General features: G+C 56.6%; 14 protein-coding genes. 5 read left to right on the forward strand and 9 right to left on the reverse strand.

The window, feature by feature from the left end; all coding sequences use genetic code 11:
* The first annotated feature begins 111 nt into the window (after positions 1-111).
* Positions 112-1563: a methyl-accepting chemotaxis protein gene (locus AC07WB_RS02015; RefSeq protein ID WP_494939956.1), complete on the forward strand. Its 1452-nt coding sequence runs from the start codon at positions 112-114 to the stop codon at positions 1561-1563.
* A gap of 90 nt (positions 1564-1653) precedes the next feature.
* Here AC07WB_RS02015 and AC07WB_RS02020 read toward each other — a convergent pair whose 3' ends face one another.
* The 3 genes from AC07WB_RS02020 to AC07WB_RS02030 form a co-directional block, all read right to left on the reverse strand.
* Positions 1654-1944, reverse strand: coding sequence for a DUF1330 domain-containing protein (locus AC07WB_RS02020; RefSeq protein WP_097095157.1), 291 nt, complete (start codon positions 1942-1944; stop codon positions 1654-1656).
* On the reverse strand, positions 1944-2825 hold the full coding sequence (gene yghU, locus AC07WB_RS02025) for a glutathione-dependent disulfide-bond oxidoreductase (protein ID WP_400458131.1): 882 nt from the start codon (positions 2823-2825) through the stop codon (positions 1944-1946). The genes AC07WB_RS02020 and yghU overlap by 1 nt, the downstream gene beginning before the upstream one ends.
* 150 nt (positions 2826-2975) lie before the next feature.
* A complete protein-coding gene (locus AC07WB_RS02030; RefSeq protein WP_345827393.1) occupies positions 2976-3869 on the reverse strand; it encodes a sugar phosphate isomerase/epimerase family protein in 894 nt (297 codons plus the stop codon).
* 259 nt (positions 3870-4128) lie between these two features.
* Between AC07WB_RS02030 and AC07WB_RS02035 the strand changes: the two genes are divergently transcribed.
* From AC07WB_RS02035 to AC07WB_RS02045, 3 genes are all read left to right on the forward strand, one after another.
* A complete protein-coding gene (locus tag AC07WB_RS02035; protein ID WP_494939957.1) occupies positions 4129-5157 on the forward strand; it encodes a LacI family DNA-binding transcriptional regulator in 1029 nt (342 codons plus the stop codon).
* Positions 5158-5304: 147 nt separating this feature from the next.
* Positions 5305-6228 (forward strand): TIM barrel protein, encoded by a 924-nt coding sequence (locus tag AC07WB_RS02040; RefSeq protein ID WP_494939958.1) that lies wholly within the window; start codon positions 5305-5307, stop codon positions 6226-6228.
* Positions 6229-6238: 10 nt separating this feature from the next.
* A complete protein-coding gene (locus AC07WB_RS02045; protein ID WP_494939959.1) occupies positions 6239-7408 on the forward strand; it encodes a Gfo/Idh/MocA family protein in 1170 nt (389 codons plus the stop codon).
* Between the two features lie 64 nt (positions 7409-7472).
* Here AC07WB_RS02045 and AC07WB_RS02050 read toward each other — a convergent pair whose 3' ends face one another.
* The 6 genes from AC07WB_RS02050 to nac all read right to left on the reverse strand — a co-directional run bounded on the left by AC07WB_RS02050 (position 7473) and on the right by nac (position 12099).
* On the reverse strand, positions 7473-8210 hold the full coding sequence (locus AC07WB_RS02050) for an amino acid ABC transporter ATP-binding protein (RefSeq protein ID WP_345827390.1): 738 nt from the start codon (positions 8208-8210) through the stop codon (positions 7473-7475).
* Positions 8211-8219: 9 nt separating this feature from the next.
* Positions 8220-8975 carry an amino acid ABC transporter permease gene (locus tag AC07WB_RS02055; RefSeq protein WP_097095150.1) on the reverse strand — a complete coding sequence of 252 codons (756 nt, stop codon included), beginning with the start codon at positions 8973-8975 and terminating at the stop codon, positions 8220-8222.
* Between the two features lie 5 nt (positions 8976-8980).
* The gene (locus tag AC07WB_RS02060) at positions 8981-9676 is read right to left on the reverse strand and encodes an amino acid ABC transporter permease (protein WP_097095149.1); all 696 of its coding nucleotides are present in this window, start codon (positions 9674-9676) and stop codon (positions 8981-8983) included.
* A gap of 22 nt (positions 9677-9698) precedes the next feature.
* Positions 9699-10451, reverse strand: coding sequence for an SDR family oxidoreductase (locus tag AC07WB_RS02065; protein ID WP_097095148.1), 753 nt, complete (start codon positions 10449-10451; stop codon positions 9699-9701).
* A 184-nt stretch (positions 10452-10635) separates the two neighbouring features.
* The gene (locus AC07WB_RS02070) at positions 10636-11067 is read right to left on the reverse strand and encodes an acetyl-CoA carboxylase biotin carboxyl carrier protein (protein ID WP_494939960.1); all 432 of its coding nucleotides are present in this window, start codon (positions 11065-11067) and stop codon (positions 10636-10638) included.
* Between the two features lie 108 nt (positions 11068-11175).
* Complete coding sequence (gene nac, locus AC07WB_RS02075) at positions 11176-12099, reverse strand: nitrogen assimilation transcriptional regulator NAC (RefSeq protein ID WP_097095146.1); 924 nt, start codon at positions 12097-12099, stop codon at positions 11176-11178.
* A 486-nt stretch (positions 12100-12585) separates the two neighbouring features.
* On the opposite strand from nac, the gene AC07WB_RS02080 reads away from it, so the two are divergent.
* The gene (locus AC07WB_RS02080; protein ID WP_494939961.1) at positions 12586-13788 is read left to right on the forward strand and encodes a pyridoxal phosphate-dependent aminotransferase; all 1203 of its coding nucleotides are present in this window, start codon (positions 12586-12588) and stop codon (positions 13786-13788) included.
* The last annotated feature ends 12 nt before the right edge of the window (positions 13789-13800 follow it).

Genomic DNA, 13800 nt, shown 5'->3' on the forward strand with positions numbered 1-13800 from the left:
TTACAAAAGCTAAACTTTCATTTTCCCACGCCGATAATTTTTCACTGAATCCGTGCGCTTTGCCCCGTGCGTTTGGGGCTCTTTGATCAACTTCTGGTGTGGAAAATTGCCATGATCGCAACGCCCTTGTCAGGCCCGGACGCCGTGCCGGTAGAAATGGTTTCGCTCAAGCGTATCGCACAGCGGGCTGACAGTCTGGCGGTAATCCTCAGCTGGGCACTGTGGCCAATGGCGATCGGCGTTGGCTGGCTCAATGACAACCTTCTGGTGGCGCTGATTGGCGGTGTGGTGCTGGCGCTGTTGGCAACCTTTATTGGTACCGCACTGCGCGGCACGCTGTTTTCGCGTTTGGTTTTGTCCACGCTGTTAATTGGCTGGGCGGGTTTGCTGATTCAACTCGGCGCTGGCGAGACTGAATACCATTTTTCGGTGTTTGTGCTGATGTCGGCGCTGTTAGCATGGCGCGATATTCGTCCGATACTGATGGGCGCGGCCGCGGCGGCGACGCATCACATCTTGTTCAATTATCTGCAAGAAAATGACCTGTTTGGCGTGGTGGTGTTCCATCATCCTGGCTGGGATATGGTGCTATTCCACGCGCTGTTTGTGGTGGCGCAAACGGCCATGCTGCTGGTGATTGCGCGCCAGATGGCGGCCGATGCGCGCTCTGCCAGCGAAGTGGCTGAGCTGGCGGCACAGATCAATCAGCAAGCCGGTTATCTTACATTGCGCGCCGATACTCAGCAGAGCGCGACGCCCTTTGCCCGCACCTTTAGCACCACGCTCGGCACCATGCACGGCACGTTACATCAGGTTAGCGATGGCGTTGCTCTGCTACTGACCGAGTCCGATAGCATTCTTGCGCGTAACGCCGCGCTCTCTACGCGTACGGATGAGCAGGCGCAGGCGCTGGAGGTGGCAGCCAGTGCGATGACCGAAATCAGCATCGCCGCCAGCTTAACCCGTGACAAAGCGCAGAGCGCACGCCAACTGGCGAGTGAGACCCGCGCCGTTGCCACGCGTGGCGAGGAGAATATTCAGTCGGCAATGCGCTCGATGGAAAAAATTAGCGAAGAGTCGAGGCGAGTGAAAATCATTCTGGAGCTGATCGACGGTATCGCATTTCAAACCAATATCCTGTCGCTAAATGCCTCGGTGGAAGCGGCGCGTGCCGGTAATCAGGGGCGCGGTTTTGCCGTGGTCGCCAGTGAAGTGCGCACTCTGGCGATGCGCAGCGAGAGTGCGGCGCGGGAAATTCGTCAGCTGATGGATGCCAGTGCTATCAGCACCGAGCATGGCAGCGTGCAGGTGGAACACGCGGCGCAAACCATGCGCGAGATTCATAGCAGTATTAGCGGATTATCTCAGCTGGTGACGGAGCTGTCGGAGATGAGTGAGCAGCAGAATCTGAGTATTGAGCAGATTCAGCAGAGCATTAATAGTATCGATCACAGTGTGCATCATAACGTACAGCACGTGGCTGAAACACTGCAGGTGGCGCAGCAGCAACAGCATCAGGCGAATGCGCTTAAGCAGGCGATTGCGTTATTCAGGTTGGGATAAGTTGGCAGCGAGGTCGCCATGAATGGCGACCTTACGGGCTTGTAGGGTCGGCATTCATGCCGACCTGGCCAATTACCGCACCATTGCGCGTTATTCCACGCCGTTAACCAGCAATACGCGGTACTTCGCGCCTTTGAGACGATGCGCTTTGGCTTCCTGATACGCCGGGCTGTAATACCAGCCTTTCGCCGCCTCAGCGTCCGGGAACTGCAGCACGACCACGCCTTCGGCTTGTGGGCCTTCCAGCGTTTCCAGCGCACCGTAAAAAGCCAGTGGGGTAATGGGGTGGTCGCCACGCGCCTGGCCTGCTTTTTCTGCGTAAGTTGCCAGCTCGTCTTTGTCTAAGGTTTCATCCTTAATAAACACCACATAAGCCGCCATTATTTCTCACCTCGCGCCTGACGTTTGTCTTCCGTGTTGTTATCAAAATCAGCGGCATCGTGACGTTCCAGCAGCTGATCCTGCGGCTCGGCGCCAAACGCACGATTGACTTTACGACCCCGAATCACCGCCGGACGCTCGGCAATCTCTTTCGCCCAACGCACCACGTTTTTATACGACTGCGCATCCAGGAATTCGCTGCCGCCATACTGATTATTCAGTACCAGATTGCCGTACCACGGCCAGGTGGCGATGTCAGCGATGGTGTATTCGTCACCGGCGAGGAAGCGATTATCCGCCAGCTGGCGATCCAGTACGTCAAGCTGACGCTTGGCTTCCAGCGTGAAGCGGTTAATGGCGTATTCGATTTTTTCCGGCGCGTAGTGATAGAAGTGACCGAAGCCGCCGCCAAGGTAAGGGGCAGAACCTTGCAGCCAGAACAGCCAGTTGAGCGTTTCCGTGCGTCCTGCCAGCGAGGTCGGCAGGAAGTGGCCAAATTTCTCTGCCAGATAGAGCAGAATGTTGCCCGATTCAAACACGCGCTGCGGTGGGCTAACCGAGTGATCGCTGAGCGCCGGAATTTTTGAGTTCGGGTTCACATCAACAAAACCGCTGGAGAACTGATCGCCATCGCCGATACGAATCAGCCAGGCATCGTACTCGGCGTCTTTCGCCCCAACTGCCAGCAGCTCTTCCAGCAGGATGGTAATCTTCTGGCCGTTTGGCGTGCCGAGCGAGTAAAGCTGCAGCGGATGTTTGCCAACCGGCAGGGTTTTCTCATGCGTCGGCCCGGCGGTTGGACGGTTGGTTTTCGCGCCGTTACCTTTGGCTTCCGGGTCCCAGGTCCAGACTTTCGCGGGCTGATACTGATGTTCCGACATAATGGTTTCGCCTTGTTGTGTTTGTATTTTTGCTGCTACTGAGTGTAGCAGCCAGTAATACAGGCGATTTAACCGCGCTGGCGGTAAGACGCAAAGTCGGATTATGTAAAGTTCTCTTGCATAAACAGCATAAGCTCGACATTGCCGACCTTAAGCTCCTTCATTTCCCAGCAGCTCACGCTCGATTAGCTCGCGCGTTTCAACTGCCTGATACTTCATCTTTTCCGGATAACCGAACAGCGCCGCAGAGATAATCGACTCGCCGCCAACCTTGAACGTGCGATGGGCAAAATTCATCTCGCGCAGTGCTTCAAACAGCGCATCGAAATTCACTTCACCTTCCCCAACTGCCACGTGCTGGTGGATAGTGGCATCTACGCCCGGCGGGTTAACAATGTAGCGGCAGTGTTTGGTGTGGTTCATGGTATCGGCAATCAGCATATGCGACAGATCGTCTCCGGCGTAATGCAGCATATTTTTCACATCGCCGACGCCTTTGTCGTAATAGAAGGTGTGCGGTGCGCTGTAGATATACTTCACGTTCTCGCTGCGGAACGACTTCACGATGTCGGCGGTTTCGTTACTTTGCTCGCAGAAATCCCATGGATGTGCCTGAATTTCGACGCGGATACCCTCACGTTCGAAGATCGGTAACAGTTCTTCCATCGAGCGATAAAACATCTCTTCACATATTTCGGGCTCGTTCGGATTACCGGAAAGCTCGGTGTTGATGACCTGCACGTTCATTTCCACGGCAATCTCGATCATGCGTTTCCAGTTCTTCACCGCAGCCTGACGCCGCAGTTCATCCGGACCAGACCAGCGATAAACGGTAATGAACGAGGAGATTTCCAGCCCGGTGGCGTTTAGCGCATTTTTGTATTCGCGCATGATTTCACGGCTGGCTTTCGGATGTTTATAGAACGGATTGATCTGTGGATGCGGCGACTGCTCGATGTACTTGTAGCCCCATTCAGCCACCTGATGCACCATGCGCGTGATGCCAAGATCTCGGATTACATCCACATCAAAAGCGATTTTCATTCTCTTCTCCTGAGCGTTAAAAGCGCACCGCATACGTTGAGTGGTGGTTCTTAAGAAAACTGATACCAAAAATTCATTATTAATTATATTGAAATGAAATTATCAGTTTTATATTTGCGAGAACGATCAAAATAATGAGAGAGAAAGTATCAAGTAATGAAATTTTTCACTGATGAGATGAGCAAGGTATTGGTGATTTTCGAGAAATAAGGGCATTATTTTTGATAGTTTATTATCATTTTTCTATGGGAATCGCTGAATGAGTAAAATCACTCTGAACGTCATCGCCGCCGCCGCAGGCGTGGGGGTGGCAACGGTTGATCGCGTATTAAACCGGCGCGCGCCGGTGCGTCCTGCCACCGAGCAGAAAGTACTGGAAGCGGCCAGTCGCCTTGGTTACCGCATCGGCCACGCGCCGCTGCGGCAGGAGGCACTGCCTGCATCCAGCGTGACGCTGCGCATGGGGTTCATCCTGCTAGCAAAATCCTACTCGTTCTATCATTCGCTCACCGATGCGCTGCGGCAGCAGACACAACTCTTCCATCCAGCCGGCAGCGAACCGCTGTTTGCCTGGCATGATATTCATGATGTTGAGGCTGTCGTGGCGTCGCTGTACGCGCTGGCTGAGCAGGTGGATGCCATTGGTGTCGTGGCGCTGGACCACCCGCTGATTCGCCACGCGATTGAAACCGTGTCGCGCCAGGGAGTGCGCGTTTATGCGCTGTTTTCCAACTTCTCGCCGTGCGGCCACGCCGGTTATATCGGTTTGGATAATCAGAAAGCTGGCCGCACTGCCGGCTGGGTGGCATCGCATCTGTTGCACCAGCCTGGCTCGGTGGGCGTGCTGGTGGGCGATCATCGCTTTATCTGCCAGGAAACCAATGAAATCGGCTTCCGATCCTATCTGCGTGAGCAGGACAGCACCCGACGCGTGCTGGAGCCGCTGAAAACCAATGAAACCATTGATGGTGGCTACCAGGCAACGCGTCAGTTACTCGATGACAACCCTGATTTAGCGCTGATTTTTGCGCCCTGTGGTGGCATTGAAGGCGTCATTCACGCGCTGCGTCAGCAGCCACAGCGCAAGGTGGCGTTGATCTGCCATGGTCCGGTGCAGGAGGGCGAGCTGGCGCTGATTGACGGGACCATCACGGTAATGATCCGCAATCGTATCGATGAGATGGTGGCGCGCCTGACGCAAATGGTGCAGCAGCATCATGCTGCACCTGGCGAGCATTTCACACAAATCACCCTGCCGTTCGATATTATCACGCGTGAAAACCTGTAAACCGCGCCATTGCTGACTTTGATATTTTTTATATCATTTTAATGATGCGAAATAGTATGATCGCTATCAAAAAATGAATGTTTCACGGTTGTTAGTGATGAAATATTTATTTGATACTTGCGCCATCCACTACCGCAAGGAACGATCATGTCTATTCATATTGCTAACGCGCCCTGTAGCTGGGGCGTTGATGATCCGAACAACCCTTTTCTGCCGCCGTGGCAGAAAGTGCTGAGTGAAGCGTCGCAGGCCGGTTATAAAAGCATTGAGCTGGGACCGTGGAGCTATCTGCCGGTGGATCCTGCCGAGCTGCGCCAGCAGCTGGAAGCGCACGATCTGTCGCTGGTGGCGGGCACCCTTTTTGATGATTTGGTGAGTGAAGCCAATTTCCCGGCGATGGTTGAACTGACGCACAACATTTGCCGTAACCTGTCGCTGGTGCCCACCGCCAGCAAAATTCACGCCGACAACATACCTGCGCCTTATCTGGTGATTATCGACTTCGGCAATCCAGAACGCGCTAAATACGCCGGTCAGTCTGATAAAGCGCCGCGCCTGTCAAAGGCTGACTGGCAGCGCATGATGCAGCACATCACCTCGCTGAGCCAGATCGCCTGGAACGAATATGGTGTGCGCGCGGTCATCCACCCGCATGCCGGTGGTTGCATTGAGTTTGCCGACGAGCTGCAGCAGCTGGTGGAGGACATCCCGCACGACGTGGCGGGCCTGTGCCTCGACACCGGTCATTTGTACTACTCCGGCATGGATCCCATTCCCTACCTCAGCCGCTACTGGCATCGCGTTGATTACCTGCATTTTAAAGACGTCAACGACGCGGTATGGCGCGACGTGATTGCGCGCGGCGTGGATTTCTTTGCCGCCTGCGCGGAAGGCGTCATGTGCCCGATCGGCAAAGGGGCAATTGATTATCCAGCGGTGCGCGCTTTCCTCGCAGCGCGCCATTATCAGGGCTGGATCACCATCGAACAGGAGCGCGATCCGCGAGATGCCGAGACCAGCCTGCGCGACGTCACCGCCAGCCTGCACTATTTGCAATCGATTGGATTCTGAGGAGATCAGCATGATCAACGGTATTAACGTTCTGAATCGCTCGCTACGCTGGGGCATGGTGGGCGGCGGCGGTACCAGCCAGATTGGTTACATCCACCGTTCGGCGGCGACGCGCGACAACAACTTTACGCTGCTGGCGGGGGCCTTCGATATCAACGCCGAACGCGGCCGCGCCTTTGGCACCTCGCTGGGCATCGACGCCATGCGCTGCTACGCGGATTATGAAACGATGTTTGTGGCTGAGGCGGCGCGCGCGGACGGCATCGAAGCGGTATCGATCGCCACGCCGAACAACACGCATTTCAGCATCTGCCGTGCGGCGCTAAATGCGGGTTTGCATGTGGTGTGTGAGAAGCCGTTGTGTTTTACCGCCGCCGAAGCCGATGAACTGGAAAAGGTGTGCATCGAGAAGAAGAAAATTATCGGTGTGACTTACGGTTACGCCGGGCATCAGCTAATTCATCAGGCGCGCGAGATGATCGCCGCAGGTTTGCTCGGTGAGATTCGCATCATCAATATGCAGTTCGCGCACGGTTTCCATAACGAAGCGGTGGAGCTGCAGAATGAAAGCACCAAATGGCGCGTCGATCCGCGCTTCGTCGGGCCAAGCTACGTGCTGGGCGATTTGGCAACGCATCCGCTATTTATTGCTGAAACGATGGTGCCGCATTTGCAGGTGAAGCGCCTGCTGTGCAGTCGCCAGAGCTTTGTCAAAACCCGTGCGCCGCTGGAAGATAATGCCTTCGTGATGATGGAGTATGATAACGGCGCGGTCGGCACCATGTGGGCGTCGGCGGTGAATAGCGGTTCGATGCACGGCCAGAAAGTCCGCGTGATTGGTGAGAAAGCCAGTATCGAATGGTGGGACGAACAGCCGAATCAGCTGCGTTATGAAGTGCAGGGCGAGCCGGTGCAGATTCTGGAGCGCGGCATGGGTTATCTGCATCAAAGCGCGCTGGCTGACGACCGTATCGGTGCGGGACATCCGGAAGGCTTGTTTGAGGCCTGGTCAAATCTCTATCGCCGCTTCGCGCTGGCGATGGATGCCAGCGATCGCGGCGATGCGGCTTTCCTGCGAGATTTCTGGTATCCCGGCGCGCATGCTGGCTTGATGGGCGTGCGCTGGGTGGAGCAGTGCGTGAAATCCGCCGATGCGGGCGCGGTGTGGGTGGATTGTTGAATCCAGTGCGGTGATGGACCAGGTCGGCATGAATGCCGACCCTACAAGGATGCCGACCAGCAACTCAATGCGATCGCAAATCACTTAAGAACCGCTGCGCGCGCGGATGCTGCGGCTGGGTGAAAAACTGCTCCGGTTGCGATTTCTCCAGAATCTGCCCCTGATCCATAAACCAGATGGTGTCTGCCACGTCACGTGCAAAATTCATCTCGTGGGTGACGCACATCATCGTCATCCCTTCCTGCGCCAGACCGCGCATCACCGACAACACTTCGCCGACCATTTCCGGATCGAGCGCTGAGGTGGGTTCATCAAACAGCATCACCGGTGGTTTCATCGCCAGCGCCCGCGCAATGGCTACGCGCTGCTGCTGACCGCCGGAAAGCTGCGCCGGATAGGCATCGGCTTTATGCGATAATCCTACGCGCTCCAGCAATTCGCCCGCCTGGCGCCGCGCCTCCGTGCGCTTCACGCCGAGTACTTTCATCGGCGACATCATGATGTTCTCGGCCACGGAAACATGCGGGAACAGGTTGAAGCTCTGAAACACAAAGCCGATGCGCGTGCGCAGTTGATTGAGGCGCGTGCTGCTGCCGTGAATATCGATGCCGTCAAACACGATCTGGCCGTCATCGATTGGCTCAAGGCGATTAACGGTACGAATCAGCGTGGATTTGCCGGAGCCAGAAGGGCCGCACACTACCACGACTTCGCCGGTATTGATCTCGGCGCTCAGGTTGGTGAGCGCCTGATAGGCGCCGTACCATTTGTTGACCTGATTAAACATGATCATCGGTCCCATGGTGTTTCCTTATTGCGAAGAGGGTTTAGTCAGCATCACCGCCGGCGCTACGCTGGCGGGCTGCGGTGGAGCCTGACGGCGTTTCTGCGCAATGTGCGCTTCAAGTTTATTGGCGAGCCAGGTGAGGCTGAAGCAGATGAGGTAGTAGCTCAGCGCCACAATCGCGAACACCTGAAACGGTTTGGTCAGCAGCTGATTGCTCACCTGATTGGCGGCAAACGTCAGTTCCGGTACGTTAATCACGTAGCCCAGCGTGCTGTCCTTGATGATCGACACCAGCTGGCTCACCAGGCTGGGCAGCGTGTTGAACAGCGCCTGCGGCAGAATCACCAGGCGCAGGGTTTTAAGATGGCTCATGCCCAGCGCGCGTGACGCTTCATACTGTCCATGCGGCAGCGCCTGAATGCCGCCGCGTACGATCTCGGCGATATAGGCGCTCTCATAAATCACCAGCGTACACAGCATGGTGGCGAATCCGCTGATGTTGTGGCCAATCAGCAATGGCACACAGAAGTAAGTCCAGAACACCACCATCATCAGCGGAATGCCGCGCAGCAGGTAAACCCAGCCGGTAGCGGGCCAGCTCAGCCAGCGCCACGGCGACAGACGCGCCAGGCCCAGCAGCACACCAATCGGAAACGCCAGCAGCACGGCCAGCACCGAGATCAGCAGCGTACAGAGCACGCCGCCAATCGGCCCGTTGGGATATTGCCCCATTAACAGCAGCATGCCGTTGTCATGCAAAATGGTGAAAATCTCAAACATCGCCATTACCTCGCATAGACGCGGTGGAAGCGGCGGGCCAGCAGCGCGCCAAGACCCATCAGCAGCAGGGAGAAGAACAGATAGCCCACGGTCGCCACGATGTAGGATTCGAAGGTGCGGAATGTCTGGTTCTCAATATCACGCGTGACATAGGTGAGATCCGCCACGCCGATCACCATCGCCAGACTGGTATTTTTAAACAGCAGCACCGTGTGGTTGATCATCGCCGGCAGCGCATTGCGAACGCCCTGCGGCAGAATCACCGCCTGCATGGCGCGCACATAACTCATCCCCAGCGCGCGCGCCGCTTCATTTTGCCCATCGGGAATGGCGCGCAGGCCGCTGCGGATATCTTCAGAGAAGTAGGCGGCCTGGCACAGGCCAAGCGCAGTGAGGGAAAACAGAAACTCGGCGTTGAAGTTATTGATCCACATCTGCAACGCCTCTGGCAGCAAGGTGGGGATCGCGAAGTACCACATCATCAGTTGAATCAGCGTCGGTACGTTTCGGTGGTAAGAGACGTAAGCTTTTACCAGGCCGACGGCGATACGGTTTTCAGTCAGGCGGATCACCACCAGCAGCAGCGCCAGTACCATTGCCAGTAGCCAGGCACCCAACGCCAGTTCAAGGGTGATCACCGTTCCGTCAACGATCATCTGGCCGTATTGGCCGGTTATCACACTGCTGAAATCGAGAGCCATACTGTTACCTCATCATCGCAGGCTAGGCGCTGTGGTCGCCCGGTCGCATAGTGGAAAGGCCGCCCGGCACCTGCAGCGTGGGGGTGATTTCGATATTGCCGATATTCACCGCCAGTGGTGCGGCGAGCGCGAAAGCGACGCAATCGGCGATATCTTTCGCCTGCGGCAGCTCAAAGCCATCAATAAAGCGGCGACGCGCCTCTTCATGATCGCCGGATACATTGCCGAAAATATCAGTGGCGACGCGGCCCGGACAGATTTCGGTGATGCGCACGCGTTTGCCGTAGCAATCCACGCGCAGCTGGCGCGAAAGGGCGTGCACACCGGCTTTGGTGGCGTGATAGACCGAGTTGCCGTTGAAGTTGTAGATGGCGGCAATCGAGGTGATGTTGAAGACGTGGCCACGATCGCGCGCTACCATGCCCGGCACCAGCAGACGGCACAGATGCAGTACCGCGCGCAAATTGACGTCGACCTGGGTTTCAATCACGTTCTCGTCCGCCTCGAGGATGGAACCCGGGTGCGATAAGCCTGCGTTGTTGACCAAAATGTCGATTTCGAGATCGTTGCAGAGTGCGGTGAGCGCGCTGACGTCGCTGACGTCGATGGCGTGTGGGATGCAACCGGTACGATCGGCCAGGGCCGCCAGCTGCTCTTTACGGCGCGCCACCGCGTGCACGGTAATACCCTCCTGGCACAAACGCTCAACAATCGCTTCGCCCATTCCGGCAGATGCACCGGTCACCAGTGCGGTTTTGTAATCTGAAAATGGCATCAGCTTCTCCTCGTATTGTCGTCTTTTGACTGTATGCAGTTATGCCGCAAGGGCATAAGACATAAAAATTTTGAGGCGATAAGCGCCCCTTATAACGCTGTGCTGCTGGCCCAGGTGCGCATGAATGCGCACCCTACGAACGCCATTACACCTACATGCGCACCCTACGTCGTAGGGTTGCCATTCATGGCGACCGATGCGGCTCAAGCGTCAGAATTCCCTCGTCATATTCCACCGCAGAAAGATGTTCAGCCGTGAGCGACCGGATCGTGCCGTTGGTGGGGCTGCGTACCGGCACATACAGCGGCCCAACCTGTACCAGCGCCACGATGTCACCGGCCTGCACCCATTGGTCGACCGCCACAAAATCCTGCTGGCTCTGCGGATGACGGCGCAGCAGCGTGCCGGGCATCGGTGCACCGATACGTTGTGTTATGAGGGAAGTTTCCGGGGAGGGAACCATCGCGGATACGGGCGACGGCGCGGACGGCGTGGCGGCAAAGGTTAACCGCACCGACCAGTGCTTACCATCGAGCGCCAGGCTGTTCAACCCGGCGGTTTGCATCTTGCGCGCCAGGGCGCGCAGCGTTGGCAGCGGTATTGCGGTTTTATCCATAAACGTCCCGTCAAAGCGAACATGCCCGCCGCTGCGGGCAAAATCGTAATCTAGCGCGTTCGTTCAACGGGCAGTAAGAGGGTTTCGCTTTACGGCAATAAGCGGGTCTTATCCCACCAGCGTCAGCGGATAATTCTCGACGTTGCGGCGTGACATCAGCGACAGCAGGATTGATTTCACCGCTTCAGCCGGCTGCGACAGCGGCAGGTGATCCGACATGCAGAACGACAGCGAAACCTGCACATCCGGATCGACGATCTTCGCCATCCACGCATCGCCGCTTTTCAGCATCGCCCGGGCGGCGGATTCCGGCATGATGGTGGTGCCGAGACCGGCGCTGAGCGCGGCATTCAGCGTCGTTTGTGATTCGATCTCGCATTTCACGCGATACTGCAGATTGTTATGCACAAAGGCATCGTCGAGCACTTTGCGCATGATGTTGTAGACGCGCGGCAGGAACAGATCGTACTGCGCTACCTGCGCCAGCGGGATCTCTTTTACCGGCTGCGCGAGGCTGAACGGACAGACGAAGTAGAGATCCTCTTTCATCAGCGGCATAAAGCGCAGCCCGTGGATGGTGCGATGATCGTAAATCACCGCCATGTCCATGCGGCCGTTCATGATCAGCTCGCTCAGCGTGGTGCCGAAGTTCTCATTGAAATAGAGCACAATGCCGGGATGCTGCTGCTGCACTTCCATCATCAGCGGCAGGGCAAGATTTTGCGCAGCGGTGCCCGGCGCTAAGCCGACCGAAACGCTGCCGCTCAGCGACGCGCCCACCAGCTCAATGGCGCTTTGTGCCTGCTCGCACTGGCGCAAAATGGCCTGCGCGTGGGAATAGAGCGTTTTACCCGCTTCGGTCGGCGTCACGCCGCGCTTGGTACGAATGAGCAGTTGCTGATTCACTTCCCCTTCCAGCGTAGCCAGCTGCTGGCTGAGCGCAGGTTGGGCAATATGCAAAATATCGGCGGCCTGAGTCAGGCTGCCTACATCAACAATTTTAACAAAGTACTTGAGGCGACGAAGATTCATGGACACTTCCTCCAACAGAACGCATATCGGTTATTAAGCAAAGTTGATGCCAAAATAAGCTTTCGCGATAGAACTCAGACAGGAGGGTAGAGCCACAGTGCCTCCTAAGGCTGGTGCTGAGTTGACGAGTCGCCGTGACGGCGCGTGCTGAACAGCCACTTGTGCACTGGTATGGTGCGAGTTACCCATTAGATTTGTCGATGATGGGCGGTATCAACATGCCGGTGCGCACGGTAATCAGCCCCTAAAAGTAACACTCTATTAACATTGCGTCAGGCGCTGGCGCGTGACCTGCCGCCCATTTTCCTATCAGGCGCGCGACCTTTATGGCAAAAGTGTGCGGTCGGTTCAGTCATCGCTTTGTGTTATATCACCACAACAAAGCACTATTAACCGCCGCTTCGGGCAAAAACCTATTCTCTGTTAAACGTCGTGTCTGCGGCTTGCTGCGGACCGTTCATGCTGACACTGAGCCAGGATTAACTCATGCCCGAGATAGCCGATAGATTAAAGAATGTCACCGTTTCTGCCTCCGTTGCCATGACCCAAAAAGCGCGCGATCTCGCCGCGCAGGGGATTGATGTGGTGGCGCTTTCCACTGGCGAACCCGATTTCCCCACGCCGCCGCATGCGATTGAAGCGGCTTACGCCGCTGCGCGCGGCGGCGATACGCGCTATCCGCCCACGGATGGCACTCCTGCGCTGCGCAAGGCGATCCAGCTGAAATTCAAACGTGATAATCAGCTGGATTATGACGTCAGCCAGATCCTCACCGCCGGTGGCGCCAAGCAGATCATCTTTAACGCCATCATGGCGACCATCAATCCGGGCGACGAAGTGGTGATCCCCACGCCGTCATGGATCAGCTATGCCGATATCGTCAAATTCGCTGGTGGCATTCCGGTGGCGCTGCCGTGTGCGCAGGAGAACGGCTTTAAACCGCTGCCTGCCGATCTCGATGCCGCCATCACCGACAAGACCAAATGGCTGCTGCTCAACTATCCGAGTAACCCAACCGGTTCGGTGGCGACCAAAGCGGAGCTGCAAGCGCTGGGCGAGGTGCTGCTGCGCCATCCGCAGGTGTTGATCATGACCGACGATATCTATGAGCACCTGATTTATGACGAGGTGCGCTTCTACACGCTGGCGCAGGTTGAGCCGCGCCTGTTTGACCGCGTGCTGACGGTGAATGGCGTGTCGAAAGCCTATTCGATGACCGGCTGGCGCCTGGGCTTCTGTGGCGGTCCGGCGCCGTTGATTAACGCGATGAGCAACGTTAATACGCAGAACAGCGGCGGCGTCTGTACCTTAACGCAGGCGGCAGCGGTGGCGGTGCTGGCAGGTCCACAGGATCTGTTGCAGGAGCGTGCACATATCTATCGTGAGCGCCGTGACTACGTGCTGGAGCGTCTGACCTCAATTGATGGTCTGCGCTGCCACAAGCCGCAGGGGGCGTTTTATCTGTTCGTCAATATCGCCGGATACCTTGGCAAAACCAGCGCCGGTGGTCGGCTGATCGCGAATGACGCGGATTTTGTGCTGGCGTTAATTGAGGAGCAGCACGTGGTGACAGTGCAGGGCGCGGCGTACGGTATGAGTCCGTTTATTCGGTTGTCGTATGCAACGAGCATGGAACGATTAGAGACGGGATGCGATCGCATAGCGGCGTTTTGCGAAGGTTGCGTTTAATGTCCTGGTCGT

This window comes from Pantoea sp. GW821-FHT03E06 (assembly GCF_059420725.1).